Annotated in this window: 20 protein-coding genes and 1 tRNA gene; 13 read left to right on the top strand and 8 right to left on the bottom strand. The window is 62.6% G+C overall.

The genetic code is table 11. The features are described 5' to 3' along the window. Window positions 1-85 precede the first annotated feature (85 nt). The 5 genes from ftsH to KBY58_RS01080 all read left to right on the top strand — a co-directional run bounded on the left by ftsH (window position 86) and on the right by KBY58_RS01080 (window position 4,367). Window positions 86-1,954, top strand: a complete 1,869-nt coding sequence (ftsH, locus tag KBY58_RS01100; protein WP_255002362.1) for an ATP-dependent zinc metalloprotease FtsH — start codon at window positions 86-88, stop codon at window positions 1,952-1,954. A gap of 59 nt (window positions 1,955-2,013) precedes the next feature. Beyond that, entirely contained in the window at window positions 2,014-2,961 is a 948-nt protein-coding gene (gene argF, locus KBY58_RS01095; protein WP_255002361.1) for an ornithine carbamoyltransferase, read from the top strand. A 121-nt stretch (window positions 2,962-3,082) separates the two neighbouring features. Next, complete coding sequence (gene lexA, locus KBY58_RS01090; protein WP_255002360.1) at window positions 3,083-3,700, top strand: transcriptional repressor LexA; 618 nt, start codon at window positions 3,083-3,085, stop codon at window positions 3,698-3,700. A gap of 86 nt (window positions 3,701-3,786) precedes the next feature. Next, window positions 3,787-3,859 (top strand) — tRNA-Ala (locus KBY58_RS01085). A gap of 145 nt (window positions 3,860-4,004) precedes the next feature. Then, on the top strand, window positions 4,005-4,367 hold the full coding sequence (locus tag KBY58_RS01080; protein WP_254933824.1) for an AbrB family transcriptional regulator: 363 nt from the start codon (window positions 4,005-4,007) through the stop codon (window positions 4,365-4,367). Between the two features lie 42 nt (window positions 4,368-4,409). Here the strand turns inward: KBY58_RS01080 and KBY58_RS01075 are convergent, their stop codons facing one another. Next, window positions 4,410-5,951 carry an apolipoprotein N-acyltransferase gene (locus KBY58_RS01075; protein ID WP_255002359.1) on the bottom strand — a complete coding sequence of 514 codons (1,542 nt, stop codon included), beginning with the start codon at window positions 5,949-5,951 and terminating at the stop codon, window positions 4,410-4,412. A gap of 28 nt (window positions 5,952-5,979) precedes the next feature. Here KBY58_RS01075 and KBY58_RS01070 point away from each other — a divergent pair, with 28 nt between their 5' ends. From KBY58_RS01070 to KBY58_RS01055, 4 genes are all read left to right on the top strand, one after another. Next, window positions 5,980-6,579, top strand: a complete 600-nt coding sequence (locus KBY58_RS01070; RefSeq protein ID WP_255002358.1) for an FKBP-type peptidyl-prolyl cis-trans isomerase — start codon at window positions 5,980-5,982, stop codon at window positions 6,577-6,579. 75 nt (window positions 6,580-6,654) lie between these two features. Then, window positions 6,655-7,254 carry a superoxide dismutase gene (locus tag KBY58_RS01065; protein WP_254933827.1) on the top strand — a complete coding sequence of 200 codons (600 nt, stop codon included), beginning with the start codon at window positions 6,655-6,657 and terminating at the stop codon, window positions 7,252-7,254. A 107-nt stretch (window positions 7,255-7,361) separates the two neighbouring features. Continuing rightward, a complete protein-coding gene (locus KBY58_RS01060; RefSeq protein ID WP_255002356.1) occupies window positions 7,362-7,589 on the top strand; it encodes a type II toxin-antitoxin system Phd/YefM family antitoxin in 228 nt (75 codons plus the stop codon). 8 nt (window positions 7,590-7,597) lie between these two features. Continuing rightward, the gene (locus tag KBY58_RS01055; protein WP_255002355.1) at window positions 7,598-7,975 is read left to right on the top strand and encodes a type II toxin-antitoxin system VapC family toxin; all 378 of its coding nucleotides are present in this window, start codon (window positions 7,598-7,600) and stop codon (window positions 7,973-7,975) included. Here the strand turns inward: KBY58_RS01055 and queA are convergent. From queA to lipB, 7 genes are all read right to left on the bottom strand, one after another. Then, entirely contained in the window at window positions 7,950-9,053 is a 1,104-nt protein-coding gene (gene queA / locus KBY58_RS01050) for a tRNA preQ1(34) S-adenosylmethionine ribosyltransferase-isomerase QueA (protein ID WP_255002354.1), read from the bottom strand. The genes KBY58_RS01055 and queA overlap by 26 nt on opposite strands. After that, entirely contained in the window at window positions 9,053-10,906 is a 1,854-nt protein-coding gene (locus KBY58_RS01045) for an APC family permease (protein ID WP_255002353.1), read from the bottom strand. Before KBY58_RS01045 ends, queA begins: the two co-directional genes overlap by 1 nt. Window positions 10,907-10,968: 62 nt before the next feature. After that, a complete protein-coding gene (locus KBY58_RS01040) occupies window positions 10,969-12,357 on the bottom strand; it encodes a dihydrolipoamide acetyltransferase family protein (protein ID WP_255002351.1) in 1,389 nt (462 codons plus the stop codon). Between the two features lie 165 nt (window positions 12,358-12,522). Next, entirely contained in the window at window positions 12,523-14,727 is a 2,205-nt protein-coding gene (gene katG / locus KBY58_RS01035) for a catalase/peroxidase HPI (protein ID WP_255002350.1), read from the bottom strand. A gap of 76 nt (window positions 14,728-14,803) precedes the next feature. Beyond that, window positions 14,804-15,247, bottom strand: coding sequence for a YlqD family protein (locus tag KBY58_RS01030; protein WP_255002348.1), 444 nt, complete (start codon window positions 15,245-15,247; stop codon window positions 14,804-14,806). Between the two features lie 52 nt (window positions 15,248-15,299). Next, window positions 15,300-17,270, bottom strand: coding sequence for an AMP-binding protein (locus tag KBY58_RS01025; protein WP_255002347.1), 1,971 nt, complete (start codon window positions 17,268-17,270; stop codon window positions 15,300-15,302). Between the two features lie 24 nt (window positions 17,271-17,294). After that, complete coding sequence (gene lipB, locus KBY58_RS01020) at window positions 17,295-17,975, bottom strand: lipoyl(octanoyl) transferase LipB (protein WP_255002345.1); 681 nt, start codon at window positions 17,973-17,975, stop codon at window positions 17,295-17,297. A gap of 54 nt (window positions 17,976-18,029) precedes the next feature. On the opposite strand from lipB, the gene hpf reads away from it, so the two are divergent. From hpf to KBY58_RS01000, 4 genes are read left to right on the top strand one after another with little or no spacing between them, the layout of a single operon-like run. Further along, entirely contained in the window at window positions 18,030-18,620 is a 591-nt protein-coding gene (gene hpf / locus KBY58_RS01015) for a ribosome hibernation-promoting factor, HPF/YfiA family (RefSeq protein WP_255002396.1), read from the top strand. 35 nt (window positions 18,621-18,655) lie between these two features. After that, window positions 18,656-19,339: a deoxyribose-phosphate aldolase gene (gene deoC, locus KBY58_RS01010; RefSeq protein ID WP_255002343.1), complete on the top strand. Its 684-nt coding sequence runs from the start codon at window positions 18,656-18,658 to the stop codon at window positions 19,337-19,339. Next, window positions 19,332-20,126: a DNA repair protein RecO gene (gene recO / locus KBY58_RS01005; RefSeq protein WP_254933836.1), complete on the top strand. Its 795-nt coding sequence runs from the start codon at window positions 19,332-19,334 to the stop codon at window positions 20,124-20,126. The genes deoC and recO overlap by 8 nt, the downstream gene beginning before the upstream one ends. A gap of 28 nt (window positions 20,127-20,154) precedes the next feature. After that, a complete protein-coding gene (locus KBY58_RS01000; RefSeq protein WP_254933837.1) occupies window positions 20,155-21,492 on the top strand; it encodes an MFS transporter in 1,338 nt (445 codons plus the stop codon). Window positions 21,493-21,499: the final 7 nt, after the last annotated feature.

Here is a 21,499-nt window from a genome sequence, read left to right as displayed (position 1 = left end):
ACCAGCGTTCGGTTCTCCCAACCGGGAATCAATTCAGCGGGGTGAGCAGCGGCCCTAGCTTGGTCGCACCAAGAGCAGCCGCAAAATGGCGATCCGCCAGGACGACAACCGCCCCACGCGGCGATTCGGCTTGATCAACATCATCCTGATCGGCTTCGGCGTGCTGCTGCTAGTTAGCAACTTCCTGCCAAATCCGGCGACCCAGGTGCCGCGGGTGCCCTATTCCCTGTTCATTGACCAGGTCAACGGCAACAACGTCAAACGGGCCTTCATCACCCAAGACCAGATCCGCTACGAACTCACCACCGTGGAAGACGGGGCGCCATCCGTTCTCGCCACCACGCCGATCTTCGACATGGATCTGCCACAGAGGCTCGAGGCCCATGGGGTGGAATTTGCGGCCGCTCCGCCCAAGCGTCCCAGCTTCATCACCACCGCCCTGAGCTGGGTGGTGCCCCCCCTGATCTTCATCCTGGTGCTTCAGTTCTTTGCCCGCCGCCAGATGGGCGGTGCCCAGGGGGCCCTGAGCTTCACCAAGAGCAAGGCCAAGGTTTACGTGCCCGATGAGGAGTCGAGGGTCACCTTCGCCGACGTGGCTGGCGTGGATGAGGCAAAGGCCGAACTGGCCGAGATCGTCGATTTTCTGAAGAAGCCCGAGCGCTATGCCGCCATTGGCGCCCGCATCCCCAAGGGTGTGCTGCTGGTGGGCCCCCCTGGCACGGGCAAAACCCTGCTCTCCAAGGCTGTAGCCGGTGAAGCGGGCGTGGCCTTTTTCATTATTTCCGGCTCGGAATTCGTCGAGCTATTCGTGGGGGCTGGCGCAGCCCGGGTGCGCGACCTGTTTGAAGAGGCCAAGAAAAAGGCCCCTTGCATCATCTTCATCGACGAACTTGACGCGATCGGCAAGAGCCGTTCCGGCTCAATGGGAGTGGTGGGCGGCAACGACGAACGTGAGCAGACCCTCAACCAACTGCTCACCGAAATGGACGGTTTCGCCGGCCAGGACAAACCGGTGATCGTGCTTGCGGCCACCAACCAACCGGAAACCCTCGACGCGGCGCTACTGCGCCCGGGCCGCTTCGACCGCCAGGTGCTGGTCGATCGCCCAGACCTTTCCGGCCGCAAATTGATCCTGGATATCTACGCCAAAAAGGTGAAGCTCTCCAGCGCCGTTGACCTCGACAAAATTGCCCAGGCCACCAGTGGCTTTGCCGGTGCTGACCTGGCCAACCTGGTAAATGAAGCTGCCCTATTGGCCGCCCGCTCCTACCGCACCGAAGTGGAACAGGGCGACCTCAATGAGGCTATCGAGCGGGTGGTGGCTGGCCTGGAGAAAAAGAGCCGGGTCCTGCAGGACGATGAGAAAAGGGTGGTGGCCTACCATGAAGTGGGGCACGCCATCGTCGGGCACCTGATGCCAGGCGGCAGCAAGGTTGCCAAGATTTCGATTGTGCCCCGCGGCATGAGCGCCCTGGGCTACACCCTCCAGCTCCCCACCGAAGAGCGCTTCCTCAATTCCAAGGAAGACCTCGAGGGCCAGATCGCCACCCTGCTGGGCGGCCGCAGCGCCGAGGAAATTGTCTTTGGTGAGGTCACAACCGGTGCCGCCAATGATCTGCAACGGGCCACCGACATCGCCGAGCAAATGGTTGGCACCTTCGGCATGAGCGAAACCCTCGGCCCCCTCGCCTACGACAAGCAGGGGGGTAGCCGCTTCCTTGGTGGCGGCGGCAATCCCCGCCGGGTTGTCAGTGATGCCACGGCCCAGGCAATCGACAAGGAGGTGCGCGGCCTGGTGGATTCAGCCCACGGCAGGGCCCTCGACATCCTGCGCCACAACCGCGGCCTGCTCGAGTCAATCTCCCAAAAAATCCTCGAGAAAGAGGTGATCGAAGGAGATGAACTCAAGGACCTGCTCGCCTCCTCAATCCTGCCCGGAGCAGTGCCCGCCTGAACCAAAACACTTGACGGCGGGGCCCCCAATCCCGGATAAGGGTTCTTTGACATAGGCCGATGGCTGCCAGCAGCGGCTACCCCGCCTTGGCGGAACTCCAGGGGAGTGACTTCCTCTCTTCGGCGGACATCACCGCTGATCAGACCAGGCAGCTGCTGCGGCTCGCCGCCGACCTCAAGGCGGAGCGCACAACCATCCACCTTGGTGGCCGCTGTCTCGGCCTGATCTTCAGCAAGGCCTCCACCCGCACCCGGGTCAGCTTCACGGTGGCAATGGCCCGCCTAGGCGGGCAAACCATTGATCTCAATCCCCAGGTAAGCCAGGTGGGTAGGGGCGAACCGGTGGCCGACACCGCCCGGGTATTGAGCCGCTACGTGGATGCGCTGGCAATTCGCACCTTCGCCCAGGAGGAGCTGGCCGAATATGCCCATTGGGCCTCCATTCCCGTAATCAATGCCCTCACCGACCTGGAGCATCCCTGCCAGGCCCTGGCCGATTACCTCACCCTGCAGGAAGCCTTCAACGACCTGCCAGGCCTGACCATGGCCTACGTGGGCGATGGCAACAACGTGGCCCATTCCCTCATGCTCTGCGGTGCCCTGCTGGGGGTGAACGTGCGGATTGGCTGCCCCAGGGGTTTTGAACCAAGTGCAGCGGTGCTGGAGCAGGCCCGCAAGCTGGCGGCAGGCCATTGCCAGATAGAGGTGCTGCACGACCCCGTCGCCACGGTGCGGGGCGCCCATGGCCTCTACACCGACGTCTGGGCCTCCATGGGCCAGGAACAGGAACAGTCGACCAGGGAAGAGGCCTTCGCGGGCTGGTGCCTCAGTGAAGACCTGGTGGCAGAAGCCGATGGCCGGGCGATCGTGCTCCACTGCCTGCCTGCCCACAGGGGCGAAGAAATCAGCGCAGGCGCCATGGAAGGCTCCAGCAGCAGGGTGTTCGACCAGGCCGAAAACCGCCTGCACGCCCAACAGGCCCTGCTCGCCGCCCTACTGGCCAACTAACAGGGCAGCTGGCAGATCGGGACCAAAAGCTAGACAAAACGCCCGGAAGGCGGTACATCTGTATTAGCTAGGCCCCGCGCGTCCATTCGCGCTGCCCCCTTCCCTGAGCCAATCCCCCGCCGTGCGTCACCCCGACCAAGAAGCCCTCACCTCGGCCCAGCAGGAGCTCTACGACTGGTTGAGCGACTACATCGGCAACAACCGCCACAGCCCCTCCATCCGCCAGATGATGGAGGCCATGGGCCTGCGCTCACCGGCCCCGATCCAGAGCCGCCTGCGCCACCTCCAACAGAAGGGCTGGATTACCTGGCAAGAGGGCCAGGCCCGGACCCTGCAGCTTCTTGGCGGCCTGACGGGCGGCATCCCCGTGCTGGGCTCGGTGGCCGCAGGGGGCCTAATCGACACCTTCGACGACGTAAGCGAGCGGCTCGACCTCGCCCCCGTGCTGGAAACAAGGGGCCTGTTCGCCCTAACCGTGAACGGAGACTCGATGGTGGATGCCCACATTGCCGACGGTGATGTGGTGCTGATGGAGCCCGTAACCGACCCAAGCCGGATCAAGGCGGGAACGATCGTGAGCGCCCTTGTGCCGGGCAGTGGCACCACCCTCAAACACTTCCATCGCAAGGGCAGCGAGGTACATCTCGAGGCCGCCAACCCGGCCTACGAACCGATCGTGGTCCCGGCAGAACAGGTGGCCGTTCAGGGGAAACTGGTGGCCGTCTGGCGCCAGGTGTGACCTGGCGTTGTAAGCTCTGCTAACGCCAGGCAAGGCCCTCGGGCCAAGGCAGAACGACCAGCGTTCATCCCGCCAAACGTAACTATGGGGCCATAGCTCAGCTGGTAGAGCACCTGCATGGCATGCAGGGGGTCAGCGGTTCGAATCCGCTTGGCTCCATTCAAATTTTACCCTCGATATCACCCTCTATTCCTGTATGCCCATCGCCCGGGGCGGCAGTAACAGAGGGTGATCGACAATTTCATCATGCTTCTCGGGTGCCTGAGCCTTGGGTTAACCTTTTCATAACTTATGCAATTTCTGCATGGCGCTGACCGGAGCTGAACTTGTAGCAAAAGTAAGAGAGCTGGGCGAATCTTCCAAATCCGACATGGTTCGCAGTTGCGGATACGTCAGCACCAAAAAAGACGGCAGCGAAAGGCTTAATTTCACCGCCTTCTATGAAGCCCTCCTCGATGCAAAAGGCCTGAACCTCGGCGATCAGCGCGGCAAGGGCAAAGGCGGCCGCAGCCTTAGCTATACCGCCAAGGTGCACTTCAATGGCAACTTGATGGTTGGCATGGCCTACATGGAAGAGCTGGGCTACAAGCCAGGTGACCAGTTCGAAATCAAGCTCAACCGCAACGAGATCAAGCTGACCCCCTTGGGTGGTTCAGACGAAGAGTAATAACCAACAAAATAATTGCCATCTGGCAATCACCAAGGGCCCCTAGGGCTCTCCCCTAGGGCGATCCCCTCTTGCCACTCCGGTCCGATTTACCCTCCACAGACCCGCCAGCAGGGTTAGGGCCAGCAGGGGCATTTCACCCCAGCGGTCGTAGGGGGTAAGGGCGCTGAGCTGGGGCACCTTCAGCAGGGAGGTGGCCGCCCCATTTACCGGCAACCTCGTCACCACCAAGCCCCGGGCATTGATCAGGCCACTGGGGCCGGTGTTGGCAACACTCACCAGGGCCCGGCCGGTTTCGATTGCCCGCAACTGGGCCAGGGCCTCAAATTGGGCCTGCAGCAAGGGCGGATAGGGATCGAGGTTGGCGCTCACCAGCAACCAGCGCGCCCCTTCCCTGGTGGCTGCAGCCAGGGCCGAGCCATCGGATAGCTCGTAGCAAATGGCCGCCCCAATTGCCCCCTGGGGTCTGGGCAGCAAGCGCGAAGGCTCCCCTGGTTCGAGGCCGCCGACGGCCGAAAGGCCACTCCAGCGCAGCAATCCGCCCAGGGGCACCCATTCCCCCAAGGGCACCAGACGGTGTTTATCAAGGGCCGCGCCGGCCCTGCTCTCGCCTGGCTCAAAACGCAGCAAGCTGCTGCGCTGCTCCCATTGCCTGCCCCTTTCCTGCCAGCGGAACCCCCCGCTGATCAGCTGCACCGGTGCCGGCTCAGCCAACAGGGGATCTACCCCCATGGCCCCCTCCGGCAAAAGCACCGCAACCACCCCCAGGCGCCGGCCCTCCTCGAGGCCCAGGGCCAGGCGCCTATCCAACAGCGCCTGCTCGGCGGCTTGAAACTTCTGGCGGGTGGGGATTGCTGGCTGCACCACCAACACCTCTTCTGTGGCTGAGCCCACCAGGGGAATTGCCGCCAGGGCCCAGGCGCCTAGTCCATGGGCGACCAGCACAACCAGGGCGCTGATCGAGGCCCATTTGCGCCGTCCGCCGGGGCCCGCCCGCCAAAGCTGCCAAAGGCACCAGCCAATGGCCAACTGCACGGCCGCCAACAGGCCAGCCCCCCCCCAACTGGCCAACCCCGCCAGGGCCCGGTCGCCCGGCAGGGCCGCCCCGCCCAGGCCGATCCAAAACAGGGGCCCCTTGGCCAGGGCCACCTCCACCAGCCCCCAGAGGCCAGACAACAGCAGGGCAGTGCTGGGCCGAGCCCCATTCAGGCGCTGGGCCAGGGCAACCCAGGTAGCCACCAGCAGCGCCCCAGCTGCCGCGCAGAAGAGCAAGAGCAACCAACAGAGCGGCAGGCTCAAGGCCATGGGAACCCCAATCCAATCGAGGGGATGGAGGGCCAGTAGCCAGCGGTGGCTCACCAGCACCGCCAGCCCCCCCCAGATGGCAGCGGCACCAATGGCTGGGCGCCGCTGGCCGCCCTCTGCAGCGGCAAATGACCAAAGGGGCACCAGGGCCAGCCACAACAGAGGAGGCAAACCCAACGGCGGCAGGGCCAGCCCCGCCAGCGCTCCAGCAACTAACCCAGCCGAAACACCGCCCATGGCCGGCGAGCCTAGGGGCGCCAGGTAGGCAGAATCAGCCAATCTTCCGGCGCGATTTCGCCACTTCGCCATGCGCGACATCCTGATCAGCTCAGCCGTGTGTGTGGCCTGCCTGCTGCTGGCCCTGGTGAGTCAATTGGTCAACCCGACCATCGTGGCAGCGGCCAATCCCGCTGCAGAGACAACCAGCGGCTTCATGAATGCCGTGGCCGCACCCGCGATCAATAACCGTTTAGAAGTCGATCCGGAAGATCCCAACCCCACCCTTTTTGCCATGGCAACCGACATCGCCCAAGCCAGTGACCTGGGCGGCGACATCTCCTCCCCCAAGGCCCGCATCACCCCCAGCGGCCTCAGCATCACCGATTTAGTAGTAGGTGAAGGGACAGAGGCCGTAAACGGCCAAACCGTGAGCGTCAACTACCGCGGCACCCTCGAGAACGGCAAGGAGTTCGACAGCAGCTATGGCCGGGGCCCCTTCTCCTTTCCCCTTGGCGGCGGCCGGGTGATTCGTGGATGGGATGAAGGCGTGGCCGGGATGAAAGTTGGCGGCAAGCGCAAATTGGTAATTCCCCCGGATCTGGCCTACGGCGAGCGCGGTGCTGGCGGCGTAATTCCGCCAAACGCCACCTTGATTTTTGAGGTGGAATTACTGAAAGTGGGCGGTTAACCGATCTGCCCCCAGCCAGGGCAGCGAAAAGCCATCGGTAAGATTTGCCCACGGCAAAACGCTCTACTTGAACCCATGGCCCACACGCTGCCCGCGCTGCCCTACGGCCTCGATGAGCTCGAGCCCCATATTTCCCGCTCCACCCTGGAGTTTCACCACGGCAAGCACCACGCTGGCTACGTCACCAACCTCAACAATCTGGTGGCGGGCTCAGACCTGGAAAGCAAAAGCCTCGAAGACACCGTCAAGGCAGTTGCCGGTGATGCTGGCAAGGCCGGTGTGTTCAACAACGCCGCCCAGGTTTGGAACCACAGCTTCTACTGGCAGTGCATGAAGCCCGGTGGTGGTGGCCAACCCACTGGCGCACTGGCCGAGAAGATCACCGCTGACTTCGGCAGCTACGAAGCCTTCGTGGAGCAGTTCAAAACCGCCGGTGCCACCCAGTTCGGCAGCGGTTGGGCCTGGTTGGTGCTCGATGGCGGCACCCTCAAGGTCACCAAAACCGCCAACGCCGACCTGCCCCTGGCCCACGGTCAAACTGCCCTGCTGACCATGGATGTCTGGGAGCACGCTTACTACCTCGACTACCAGAACCGCCGCCCCGACTACATGACCACCTTCCTTGAGAAGCTAGTCAACTGGGACTTTGTGGCAGCAAATCTGGCTGCCGCCTGACTCCTAGCCCCCGCCCGGATCAGGCGGGGGCTTTTTACTAAACACCCCAAAGCCAAGGGCCAGAAAGCTGGGTTAATCTGACCAGATAATTCTGGTCTGTTTTTTCGATGACTCAGATCATCAATGTTCAGCAGGCCAAGACCCACCTCTCGGCTTTGCTCGCTCGGGTGGCAGCAGGCGATCGAATCGTGCTGGCTCGCCATGGCAAACCAATCGCCCAGCTCGTACCTCTAGATCCAAAGCCCAAGCGCCAGCTGGGGTTCATGCAAGGCCATGTCGACCAAAGTTTTTTTGAACCCCTGCCAGACGAAGAGCTGAAGGGCTGGCAAGCATGAGGCTTCTGTTGGACACCCATGTGCTGCTGTGGGCTGCACTAGAGCCCCATCTCTTGTCAATCAAAGCGCGCGATGCCTTGGAAGACAGTGCCAACGATTTGTTCGTGAGTGCCGCCAGTGCTTGGGAGATCGCAACCAAATGGCGACTTGGGAAATTAACCCACGCCGCTTCCGTAGTTCACAACTACCCTCAGGTGCTGAATTCCCTAGCCGCCACTGAGATACCGATTGAGGGGAGGATCGCTCGTCAGGCTGGGTTACTTGAGGTAGAGCACAGAGACCCCTTTGATCGATTACTTGCCGCCCAAGCGATGGGAAGAGAACTCACATTGGTAAGCAGCGATCCCGCTTTCCGTGGGTTCACTGGCTTGGCGCTGCTGAACTAAGCACCGCCTCCGGCGGGATCCACATGGCATCGCCATAGGAGAAAAAGCGATAGCGCTGCCCAATTGCTTCGGCATAGAGATTGAGCAGCCTCTCGCGGCCAATTAGGGCACTGACCAGCAACAACAGCGAACTTTTCGGCAGGTGGAAGTTGGTTAGTAGCCCCTGCACCACGGCAAAGCGATAGCCCGGCTGGATCACCAGATTCACCGGTCCCTGGTGGGGTTGGAGCTGGCCCCCATTAAGTGCTGCCACGGCCTCCAGGCTGCGCACGCTGGTGGTACCCACCGCAATCACCCGCCCACCCCGCTGCCTACAAGCCTTCACAGCTTCCACAAACTCAGGCTTCACCTCCACCCATTCCTGGTGCAACTGGAGTTCACTGAGATCCTCATGTTCGAGGGGCCGGAAGGTGCCAAGGCCCACGTGCAGTGTGATACGGCCCAGCTCCACACCCCGAGCCTCCAATCGCTCCAATAGGGCATCGCTGAGATGAAGACCTGCCGTAGGTGCTGCCACTGCTCCCGGGGTTGTCGCATAGCGGGTTTGATAGCGCTCCTGATCCCGGTCACTGTGCTGGTGGATGTAGGGCGGCAATGGCACTGAGCCATAGCGCACAAGCAATGGTTCCAACGCCGCCGCATCTGCGCAGTTCGCGGGGAATTGCAGGATGCGGCCACCTGTTTTCTGATCGAAGCCCACAACCAATAGTTCCAGGGCTGGCTCGCCGCTGGCCTCCACACTCAATGCATCCCCTGGCTTAAGTTTTTTGGCGGGCTTGGCCAAACAAAGCCAGCGCCCGTCACCCACGGGCTCCAGCACCAGAATTTCGACCGCACCGCCAGTGGCCCGCCGCGCCAAAAGGCGGGCCTGCAAAACCCTGGTGTCGTTAACCACGAGCAGATCACCTGGGCGCAGCTCGTCTGCCAGGTCCCACACGGTTCGGTGGCGGGCGCCCTCCCCTGGGTCCACCAAGAGCAATCGGGCCCCATGGCGGGGCTCCGCCGGCAGCTGGGCGATGCGCTCCTCAGGCAGATAAAAGTTATAACTGGAGAGTTTTAGATCAGCTGGATCAAGCATCAAGCAGGTAGATAGAAACGGACCAAGGTAAATACCAATTGCTGGTGCTCGGCCAGGGCTTGGCGCAAATTAATACCCCTCTGATTGAGCAGCAAAGAATCAAATCGATAGCGAGGTATCGCTAAGGGCATGACAATGGTGATAGTGGTATCACCCCAAAGCTTCGAGAGGCCATCGACGTAATCGGCAAATGGATTTATCAAGGATGAGTATGGACTTTCAAGGATTTGCAACTCCAGGTTGGGATCGCTGCCAACACTTGAGCGCCAAGCTGCCAACAAAGGCTCCTCGCTCTCCCCATCTGGCTGCACCCAGACGCCAATCACCCGATCTGAAACGGTGGCTGCATATCTCAATGCCTGCACCGTGGGCTTAGTCCAAGCGGCAATCCAAACCACACTTATATTGCCAATTTTTAAATCCCGAACTGGCACATTGATTGCACACACATCCCCGGGCGCAATACCTATTTCTTGATAAACCTTGCGATAGCGGGCACGAATATTTACCAGCGCCATCACCAAAAGCGGTATCGCCACAACCACGGTCCAGGCACCTTCCCCAAATTTGCTGATCACAATCACAATCAGCACCAATAGGGTGCTGATTGCACCAACACCATTCATTAGGGCCCGCGCCAACCAGCTCTGACCACGCTTACGCCACCAGTGCACCACCATGCCGCCCTGGGAAATGGTGAAGGCTAAAAACACACCAATGGCGTAAAGATTAACGGCAATAGTAGTATTACCCTGGCATACAAGGATGATAAATCCAGTTACAACTAGAAGTGCAAAAATACCATTTTGAAAAACCAGACGATCCCCAACCCAGCCCATCTGACGCGGCAAGAAGTTGTCCCGGGCCAGCAGGGCTGAAAGCCTGGGAAAATCAGCGAATGCCGTATTTGCCGCCAACATAAGTATCAGCAGGGTCGTCACCTGCAACAGCACAAACAAGGCACTTTTAGCTCCAAATAGGCGCATGCCGATCTGGGCCATCACGGTGACATCCGGATTGGGGGCAATTCCATACATGAACCCCAAACCACTCACCACCAAAAACATGCTGGCCAAAAGCAAGCCCATTACCAAGAGTGTTGCCCTGGCCCGCTTTGCCGCCGGGTCGCGAAAGAGTTGCACCCCATTGGCAATCGCCTCAATGCCGGTCATGGCCGAACAACCCGAACTAAAAGCCCTCAAAATCAAAAACAGACCCAGGGGCTCCACCGCTCTGAGCAAGGGTGGTGGATCGGGGGTCCAACCATGGCTGGTAACCAAATCATGGAAACCTGCCACGCCAAGCAAGGCCACCATTACAACAAAGGCATAGGTGGGCAAAGCAAACAGGCGGCCCGTATCCCCCGCTCCCCGCAGGTTTGCCCAACCCACCAATACAAGAAGCAGCAAGGCAATTGGCACTTCCCAGGGCAACAGGCCAGGCACCAGGGAAGAAAGGGCCTGGGTTCCCGCCATCAAACTGACAGCAGAGGTGAGCACATAATCAATTAATAGGCTGGCAGCCGCCACCAGACTTGCCAGCACACCTAAATTTTCACGACCAACAATATAGGCTCCGCCTCCTTGGGGATAGGCAGCAATCGTCTGCCTATAGGACATCACCACAATGGCGATTAATAGAACAATTGCCAGGGTAATTGGCAATGACAATGACAACCTCTGGCTGCCCGCCAGAATCAATACCCCAAGGGCTGCCTCCGTGGCATAGGCCACGGAGGAGAGCGCATCCGAAGACAAAATCGGCAGCGCCTGAAAACTTGGCAGGGTCTTGGATTCGGTCGCGGCCCGCGGAATTGGCTTACCGAGTAGTCGGACCTGCAATGAATTCTTCATTCAGCCGAATTTAACGCGTAAATATCTACCGCCCATCAAATCACATTGACCCTTGCCGAGGCTCAGATTGCCAGGCTTTCGGGATTGGTCTCGATCAGTTGGGCCAGGTCCTTGAGGAAAGCAGCCCCTTGGGCCCCATAGATCACCCGGTGGTCAGCGGTGAGGTTTACCTGCATTTGGCGCTTAACGGAAATGGAGCCATCCTTGCCGGCCACCACTGCCGGACGAGAGGCCGCCACCGCGAGGATGGCACCGGTACCCGGGGGAAGGATCGCGTCGAAGCGATCAACACCAAACATGCCGAGGTTGGAAAGGGTGAAGGTGCCGGTGCTGTATTCCTCGGGTTGCAGCTGCTTGGAGCGGGCCCGGGCCACCAAATCAGCCCAATTACGCGCCATCGAATAGATATCGGTTTTGTCGGCGTTGGCAAGCACTGGCGTAATTAGGCCCCCATCCTCCATGGCCACAGCCACTGCCACGTTTACAGCCGTGGGATAAGACATGGCAGATCCATCGGCGGAAATTGCACAATTGACCTGGGGATGGCGAGCCAGGGTGACACCCACGGCCTTTGCCAACAGGGCCGTCATGGTTACCCCCTTGCTTTTCACTTGTTTATAGAAAGCATCCAGCTTGTCGGTCGTGATGGTGTAACCCACGTGGAAACAGGGCACGGCCAAGCTGGCCACCATGTTGCGGTTGACCGCGTTTTGGAGGGTGTTGAAGGCCACGCTGTCACCGGGGGCCCCAAAGGCCTCACCTGCAGGGGCCGGCGCTGCGGAGCCATTGCCACCAGCGGAGCCATTGCCACCGGCGGAGCCGTTAACACCAGCCGCGCTGACGGCTGGACCGCTGCCCTCAGCCACCCTGGGAACGGTGATCGGCTGGCCGGTGGCCTTGAGCACATCCTCGGCCTGGATCCGACCATGGGGTCCACTGCCGCGCAGCGCCTCCAGCGCCACACCGAGCTGGCTGGCGAGTTTCTTAGCCCGGGGGGATGCCACCAGCCGACCACTGGCACTGGAAGCGACCGCCAGCACAGGAGCTGGTGGGGCCACTGGGATCACGGGCGTTGCCGCAGGCGTAGAAACGGCCTCTGCCGTGGGGACAGCAGCAGGGGCTGGGATGGCTGCTGGTGCTGCTGCAGGAGCGGCAGCCGGCGCAGCTGGAACGGCAGGCGCATTGGCCGCCACCTCGGCAATTTCAGACTCGGTTTCCACGATCAAGGCAATCGTTTCGCCCACGGGCGCAGTGCCACCGGCGGGCATCAACACCGCCGCCAGGTAACCCTCGTTAAACGACTCCACATCCATATCCGCCTTATCCGACTCGACCACCAGCACGGATTCACCGCGCTCAACCTTCTCGCCAGGTTTTTTGAGCCACTCCACAATCTTGCCCTCGGTCATCGTCGACGAGAGGGCCGGCATGAAGATTTCGTGGGTTGCCAAAGTCCTGTCTCCGCCTGGGGTTAAAGAGAGTCGCGGCAATCTGGTCTGCGGCAGGCCCAGGGTGGGGCAAACGCAGTGAAAGCAGCTCTTACTTCAACTTTAGAAGGGCAGCGGGCTGCCCGCCAGGATGGGTTTGGCCGCCTAACAGGCGAGATGCCAGCCCAATTAATCAACTCCCAGATCAAAACGATCCGCATCCATCACCTTGACCCAGGCCGCCACGAAGTCGGCCACAAACTTGGCGGCCCCGTCGCTCTGGGCATACACCTCGGCAATGGCCCGCAACTGGGAGTTAGAGCCAAATACCAGATCCGCCCTGGTCGCAGTCCAACGCCTGCTGCCACTTGCGCGGTCGCTGCCCTCAAACAGTTCGCCGGTCCCATCGCTCGGCGACCAGCTGGTCGCCATGTCGAGCAGGTTCACGAAGAAGTCATTGCTCAGCACACCGATCCGCTCGGTGAACACACCGTGACGGACCCCATCGGTGTTTGCGCCCAACACCCGCAGGCCACCGACCAACACGGTCATCTCCGGGGCACTCAACCCCAGCAACTGGGCCCTGTCGACAAGCAGGTGCTCTGCGGAAACGCTCATCGGTCCCTTTTGCCAGTTGCGGAAGCCATCGGCCTGGGGCTCCATCACCGCGAAGGAGGCCCCATCGGTCTGCTCCTGGCTCGCGTCCATTCGGCCAGGAGTAAAGGGCATGCTGATGGGGTGGCCTGCGGCGGCGGCGGCCTGCTCCACACCCACGCCACCGGCCAACACGATCAGGTCTGCGAGCGACACCCGCATCCCCCCACTCCGGGAGCCATTAAAAGACTGTTGAACACTTTCTAGGTAGCCGACCACGCGCTGCAACTGCTGGGGCTGGTTGACCGGCCACACGGCCTGGGGAGCCAGGCGCACCCGCGCACCATTGGCGCCGCCCCGCCTATCGGATCCGCGGAAAGTGGAGGCGGAAGCCCAGGCGGCGCTCACCAGTTCGGAGTTGGACAATCCCGTTGCCAGCACGCGGGCTTTGAGGTCGGCGATGGCGGCTGCATCGACCACCGGATGGTCGAGAGCTGGAATCGCGTCTTGCCAAATCAAGTCTTCGGCCGGAACCTCAGGCCCCAGGTAGAGGCTCTTCGGGCCCATGTCGCGGTGGGTCAACTTGAACCAGGCCCGGGCGAAGGCATCGGCGAAGGCCTCCGGGTGCTGGTGGAAGTGGCGGGAGATTGGCTCGTAAATCGGATCGAAGCGCAGCGACAGATCCGCGGTGGTCATCATCGGCGGATGCTTAATGCCCGGGCGATGGGCATCGGGAATCAGGTGCTCCTCACGGCAGTCCTTGGCCTGCCACTGCCAGGCGCCGGCGGGGCTCTTGATCAGTTCCCACTCGTAGCCAAAGAGCATGTCGAAGTAGCCCATGTCCCAGCGGTTGGGGTTGGGCTTCCAGGCCCCCTCGATGCCGCTTGTGATGGCATCGGCACCCTTGCCGCTGCCGTGGCTGTTAGCCCAACCCAGACCCATTTCTTGCATGGACGCCCCCTCTGGAGCTGATCCGACAAACTCTTCGCTGGCGGCACCGTGGGCCTTACCAAAGGTGTGGCCGCCGGCGGTAAGGGCAACGGTTTCTTCATCGTTCATCGCCATGCGGGCGAAGGTCTCGCGCACGTCGCGGCCGGAGGCCACCGGATCGGGCTCGCCATTGGGCCCCTCAGGGTTCACGTAGATCAGACCCATCTGCACCGCCGCCAAGGGGTGCTCCAGCTGGCGATCGCCGCTGTAGCGCCCATCGCCTAGCCAGGTGTTTTCGTTGCCCCAATAGATGTCTTCCTCCGGTTGCCATATGTCGGCGCGGCCGCCGGCGAAGCCAAAGGTGCGCATACCCATCGATTCCAGGGCGCAATTGCCCGCAAGAATGATCAGGTCTGCCCAGGAGATGCGGTTGCCGTAGCGCTGCTTGATCGGCCAGAGCAGCCGGCGGGCTTTGTCGAGGTTGCCGTTATCGGGCCAGCTGTTGAGGGGCGCGAAGCGCTGGTTTCCGGTGCCGGCGCCGCCGCGGCCATCGGCGGTGCGATAGGTGCCGGCGCTATGCCAGGCCATGCGGATGAACAGACCGCCGTAGTGGCCCCAGTCGGCGGGCCACCACTCCTGGGAGTCGGTCATCAGGGCCAACAAATCCTCCTTCAGGCCCCGGTAGTCGAGCTGCTGAAAGGCTTTGCCGTAGTTGAAATCAGCGCCGAGGGGGTTGGAGGCCACTCCGTGCTGATCAAGGATCGCCAGATTCACCTGCTGGGGCCACCAATCCCGCGGCGAAGGTCCCTGGCCCGCCACCGACTTGGGGGCAGAACCGTGGTTAACGGGGCACTTACCAAGTTCAGTCATGGGATTGGGGAAAGGGGACAGCAAAACAAAGGAGATGGCCCCGGCGGGCTCACCAGACTCAGAGCGGTATGGCCGCCTAATCAGCGCCTTCTAACGCTTCAATCACACCATCGCGCACCAGCACAGCTGCCTGGAGTTTTTCAACGAGGTTGTCGCCCACCCGCACCTCGCAGAAGCTCTCAATCTGGCCCTGGTCCACGATCTGCTCCATTTCCAGGTCCCGCACCTGGCGTTGTTGCTCGAGCATCTGGCGCTTTTGCTCCTCCAGTTCGGCCCGCTTGGCGGCCACCTGCTGCTGGACCGAACCCACCTGTTCCTGCACCCGGGGATCAAGGGGGTTGGCGCTTTGGCGGCGAATCTCATCGACCAATTGCTGGCCCTCCTGCTCGAGTTGGGCCAGCTGGGAATCGGAGCCTGCCAGGGCGCTGCTCAGTTCCCGCTCGGCGTCCTCCTTCCAGCGGGGGGTCACCACGGCACGCACGGTGATGGTGCGCTTAATCGAAAGGGTGCCGTCGGCCATGGAATTTGCAAAGCAGCGCCCAGGTTGTCAGCGCCTACTGCCCGGGTCAACCTCAGCGGGCTCCGTAGATGGAAGCGATTGCCCCCACATCGCGCAGCCCAATCCGATCCCGGCGCTGCTTAAGGGTTTGGGTGAGCAGGCCATTTTCCAAGCTGAAGGGCTCCACCAGGGCCACCCCTCCCAGGCGCTCGTCGGGCCTGGAGCCAGGCCGCGCCGCCAGCAACCGGTTGCATTCCCGGGTGAGGGCGCGCAGCAAGGCATCCCCGGCCAACCCCTGCTGGGATCCGAAGGCCGCCAGGGCCTCGGCGCGGGGCACCACCAGGGCGCCCAACTGCTTGCGGTCCTGGCCCACCACCATCACCTGCTCCACCAGGGGGCTGGCCACCAGGGCCTCCTCCAGGGGGCCCGGCTCGATGTTTTCGCCGCTGCTGAGCACGATCGTGTCCTTGGCCCGGCCAGTGAGCACCAGGGTGCCGTCCTTGAGCAGATGCCCCAAATCGCCGGTGTCAAACCAGCCGTCGCCATCGAGAACCTGGGCCGTAGCCTCTGGTTTGTGGAAATAGCCCGCCATTACCTGGGGGCCCTTGGCCTGCACCAGGCCTGTCATGCCAATGGAGAGAAGCTGGTGGCCCTGGGGATCCACAATCCGCAGAGCTGTGCCCGGCAGGGGTTGGCCCGCACTGCCGCGGCGGTTGGCCCATCGACGGCGGCAGGTGAGAACGGGCGAGGTTTCGGTGAGGCCGTAGCCCACCAGCAATTCGATGCCGATCGCCTCGAAAAAGCCATCCACATGCATGGCCAGGGCTCCGCCGCCACTGATGGCGGTCCGCAGCCGCCCCCCCACCAACTGGCGCCGCAAAGCTGGCCAGAGCACCCCTGCCGCCAACCGGTGTAGGGGCCAACGCAAAACGGCTTCGATTACCGCAGCCGAGCGCACCCACCAGGCCTCGTCTGAGAGGGTGAGATTGAGGGCCTGGCGGCGCCGCCAGGCATGGGCCCTGCTGTTGGCCAAGCCCACCTGCAGCAGCCGCTGGCGCGACCGGGGCATGGCAGCCAGGGCATCGTCGAAGCCCGACAGCAGGGCCTCCCAAAGCCTGGGGACACTTATCAAGTAGTGGGGACGCACCTTCTGCAAATCAGCGCGCAGGTGCTTGAGCGTGGTGTAGGTCTGCTGGCAACCACAGGCGAGCAGCAAATACTCGGCGGCCCGCTCGTAGGCATGCCAGATCGGCAGCACGCTCACCACGTGGTCACCTGGCCTGGGCATTACCGCCACGCCGAGGGTGCGGATCTGATGCAAGAGGTTGGCGTGGCTGAGGGGCACCCCCTTCGGTTGGCCCGTGGTACCTGAGGTGTAAAGGATCGTCGCCAGGCGGTGGGGGTCGTCGCTGGGGGGCCGCATCACTCCAGCCCCTGCCCCCTGGGCCATCAACTCCGACCAGCCCAGGCAAGGCAGTGCTGGTGGTAGGGCCCCAAGGCCGGTTGGGCCAGGATCCGGTTCCCCCTCCAAAAGCACCACAAAGCGCAGGGAGATCGCTGGATCCTCGAACACCCCGGCGGCCTGGAGCTTGGCCAGCAGGGCCCCCGATTCCAGCACCAGGCCCATGGCGCCGGAGTCGGCCAGGATGTAGCGCAGCTCCTCCAGCGGTGCCGAACTGCCCCGCACCGCATCGGCGCCGCCGGCCCGCATCAAGCCCTGGTCTGCCTGCAACCAGCGGGGGCCATTTTCGGCAAATAGCGCCACCACGGAGCCAGGACCTACCCCCAGAAGGGAAAAGCCAAGGGCTGCCTGCTCAATCGATTGGTGGAGCTGGCGAAAACTGAGCCGTTCGGGCGGCTGGCTGTGGGGAGCATCGAGGGCCTGGGCCTCTCCATAGCGACCGGCCAAAACTGGCCACAGCTGCTCCAGCCCGCTGAGGTGGCTCCAGTCGTCGCGCAGGGCAAGGGCCCGCCGATCGCGGCGACTGGCTCGCCAGTGAATTTCGGCCTTTGGCAGGGCAGGAGCAGTCACGGGAAGGGGCACAACCGATCTGTTCTGCCCTAAGAATTACCACCCATCAAGGGCTTCCTGGGGCCTGGGGGGACGCAAGCTCAAGCCAAATTGGCGGGCTAGGGCCGCAAGCAATAGGGGGCGCAGCGCCCCGGTGCTGAGCTCCGGGCGCCAATCCACCAGCCGCCCCACCGGCCGATCGGCAATGCCGCAGGGCACCACCTGGGCAAACCCCTCAAGGGCACAGCTCACATTCAGGGCCAAGCCGTGCTGGCTCACCCAGCGCTTGGCCCCCACGCCGATCGCCGCCACCTTTTTGCCCCCTAGCCACACACCGGTGAGGCCCTCCAGGCGCTCCCCCCGCAAATCCAGCTCGGCCAACAGCTCAATCACCACCTGCTCCAGGCCCCGCAGGTAGGCGTGGAGGTCGGCTCCATGGCGAAGCAGGTTGAACACCGGATAGAGCACCAGCTGGCCCGGCAGGTGGTGGGTCACCTCACCGCCCCGATCAATGCGATGCAGCGGTAGGGGGGGATGGGCCGGATCAAAAAGCAAAAAATTCGGATCGGCGCCCCGCCCGAGGGTGTAGCAGGCCTGGTGCTCCAACAGCAGCACCGCATCGGGGCCATCGGGATCCAGCAACAGGCGCTGCTGCAGTTGCTTCTGGGCTCGCCAACCCTTTTCAAAGGCCAGGGGCTCGCCTGCTTCAAAAAGGATTGCGTCGACCGTTGTCCCCATGGGTTGGCGTTCCTAGCGTTGATGAGCACCAGCACCGGAGGAAGTAGGCACCTGATGAAACTGCTGATCCATGGACGCAATCTTGACGTCACCCCAGCCATTCGGGAGTACACCGAAACCAAGTTGGGTCGAGCTATCACCCATTTCGAGGGAATGGTGAAGGAGGCCGATGTGCACCTTTCCGTTGCCCGCAATCCCCGGGTACCCCAGCAGACCGTGGAAGTCACGGTCTATGCCAATGGCACTGTTATTCGAGCCCAAGAACACAGCGACAACCTCTACGCCAGCATCGACCTGGCGGCCAACAAACTTCACCGCCAACTGAATCGCTACCACGATCGCCTCAAGGATCACCACCACAGCCCTGGCCATCGGGCAACACCCACTCCCGGCACCGAGCAAGTGGTGGATGAGCAGGTGGTTGAGGGAGCCCTAACCGATGGCAAGGAGCCCCAACTGCCCAACCGGGGGGTGCGGCGCAAGTACTTCGCAATGCCGGCGATGGCCCTCGACGACGCCGTGCACCAGCTGGAGCTGATCGACCACGACTTCTATGTCTTCCGCGATGCGGACAGTGGCCAAATCCAGGTGGTCTATCGCCGCAACCATGGGGGATTTGGCTTGATACAAACCAGGGAGTCTTGAATCGGGACCATCCCCATCGGACCTCCGTAGGTGATTTGGCTGCCCTCCTGGACCACGCCCTGCTGGATCCCCATCAGGGCAGGGAGGCCGTCATCCGCTGCTGTGATGAGGCCCGCCACTTCGGCTTTGCCGGAGTTTGCGTGGCCTCCCGCTGGCTCGAGGTGGCCCGCGAACGGCTGCCCCTCTCCGGAACTGGCAGTGGAAGTGGCCGGGACAGGGGTAGTGGCCAGTCGCCGCGGCTGATCAGCGTGGTGGGGTTCCCCTTTGGAGCCGTGCCCCAGCCCATCAAGCAGGCCGAGGCAGAAGCGGCCATTGAGGCAGGCGCCGATGAATTGGATGTGGTGCCCGACTTCGGAGCCCTGGCCGATGGCAACAGTGGCGCCGTGCTGGATGAACTGGCGGCGATCTGCGAACTGGATCGGCCCGTCAAGGTGATCCTGGAGGTGGGAAAGCTCTCCCCAGAGAACCTGGAGCTGTTAGTGGAGATCGCCATAGACGCCGGTGCCCTCTTCCTGAAAAGCGGCAGTGGCTTTGGCCCCCCCGTCAGCGCGGCCCAGGTGCAAACCCTGCGGGACCTGGCCAGGGGCCGGGCCGCAGTTTCCGCCTCCGGAGGGATCAGCGACCTCTGGCACGCCCTGGATCTGGTGGAGGCCGGCGCCACGCGCCTGGGCACCAGCCGCAGCCTGGCCCTGATGGAAGCCTGGCGCAGCCGTGGCTGAACAGCGCCTCGAGGGCCTGGCCCTCAGCTGCAAACCGCTAGGGGAGCAAGACCGACTGTTGACCCTGCTCAGCGAAGAAGAGGGGCTTACTCGCCTGGCAGTGCCTGGCGCCCGCAGACCCAAAAGCAGCTTGGCCGCGGCCGTACCCCTGGCCCACCTACGGCTGCAGGTGGGGGGCGGCGGCAGCAGTGGCACCGGCCTCAAACGGGTGCGCCAACTCAAGGTTGTGCGCAACTACAGCCTGCTGGGCCAGCGCCTAGAAACCCTCGCCGCCGCCCAGGCCTTGGCCGAAATCTGCCTGGCCCTGGTGCCGAGCGGCAGCCCCGCCCCCGGCATGCTCAATGCCCTATTGGTTCAAATCGGCCGACTGGAGGAGCTGCTGAGGGAGAAGGGTCCAAATTTGGAGGCCCTGGCCACGGCGGTGCAGGGCGCCGTCCACCTCTTGGCCATTGGCGGCTATGCCCTGCCGCTGGCCCATTGCAGCCGCAGCGGCGATCTCCTAGAGCCACCGATCGGCAACTGGGAGTGGCGCTGCAGCCTGCTGCCCAGCGAGGGGCTGGCCATAGGTGCCATTGCCGGGGCCCGGATCATGCTCAACGCCTCCGAATTGGCGCTTTTGCAAAGGTTGCTCAGGCCAGCCCTTCCCCGCAAACGCGACGGGGAACTGATGGGCCCTGAGGCGGTTTGGCTCCATTTGCTTTCCCTCGTGGAGAGCTGGTGCAGCGAGCACCTGGGCCGCAAACCAAGGGCCTTCCAACTACTGAGAACTGGCTTTGGAGCATCATGAACAGCCAGATCGTGATGGATCACCCCGATTGAGCGGCCCCAAAGTCACCGTGGGAATAGCGGGCGTCTTAGCCCTGCCTGAATTTCGAAAGCTCTGGCTTGGACAGATCTTCAGCCAGTTGGCCGACAAGTTCTACATCGTCTTGATGGTGTTCCTGATCGCCCAGTACTGGGTGGGCACTGCACCCCCCACGGGCGGAGCCCTTGCCGAGGCCGCCGACGCCTTCAAATTCAACATCGATAGCCGGGCCCAACTGATCACCCTGCTGGCCACAGGCATCTATGTGGCCAACACAATTCCGGCGATGGTGCTGGGCCTGGTGGCGGGGGTGTGGGCCGATCGCTGGCGCAAGCGGGAGGTGATGGTGGCCTCCAACGCCCTGCGGGCCGGCCTGGTCCTATTGGTCCCCCTTTGTCTGGTGGAGGGACCCATCTGGCTGGGATTGAGTTGGGGCTATTGGGCCCTCCTGCTGATCACCTTCCTGGAATCGGTACTCACCCAGTTTTTTGCCCCTGCTGAACAGGCCGCCATCCCGATGCTGGTGCCCCAGCCCCAGCTCCTGGCGGCCAATTCCCTCTATCAAGCCACCAGCATGGGGGCCACGATCGTTGGCTTTGCCCTGGGTGATCCAATCCTGCGCCTACTGCAAAGGCTGCTCAATGGGGTTGGCATCCACGACGGCGAATTCGTGTTGCTGCCCCTCTGCTACGGCCTAGCAGCCCTATTCATCGCCCGAATCCACGTCCAGGAACCAGCGCGCAGCGAGAGCAGCGACAGCATCTGGCAGGAAATTGGCGATGGTCTGCAGGTGCTCAAGGAGCGGGCCAGTGTGCGCAGTGCCATGGTCCAGCTGGTGCTGCTCTACAGCCTGCTGGCGGCCCTCTATGTGCTGGCAATCAGCCTGGCTTCCGCCATCAAGGGCCTGGGGCCCACCCAATTCGGCACCTTGCTGGCGATGAGCGGCGTGGGCCTGGCAGTGGGAGCCGTGGCGGTGGCCCAGCTGGGCAATGGCATCAACCGGCGCAGTCTGGCCTCAGCTGGCCTTGGCACAATTGCCTTCAGCCTGGTTTTGTTGGGGCAATTGCGCGGCAATTTGTGGTTCACCCTGGGCCTTTGCGCCGTGCTTGGCATAGGTGCTGCCCTGCTGGCGATCCCAGCCCAAACCACGATCCAGGAAGACACCCCAGAAGCGATGCGGGGCAAGGTTTTTGGCCTCCAAAACAACCTGATCAATATCGCCTTGAGCCTGCCCCTGGTGCTCGCCGGCACCGTGGTGAGCCGCTATGGCCTGATGCCGGTGCTCTGGGTGCTGGCGGCAATTGCCCTGGGGGCGGCCCTCATGGAGCGACCCTGGCGGCGCTGTTAGCTTGAGA

Origin of the sequence: Cyanobium sp. HWJ4-Hawea (genome assembly GCF_024345815.1) — a bacterium.
Lineage (GTDB): Bacteria > Cyanobacteriota > Cyanobacteriia > PCC-6307 > Cyanobiaceae > Cyanobium_A.
The sequence above is the reverse complement of the archived record's forward strand: the minus strand, read 5'-3'. Positions and strand labels throughout refer to the sequence as shown.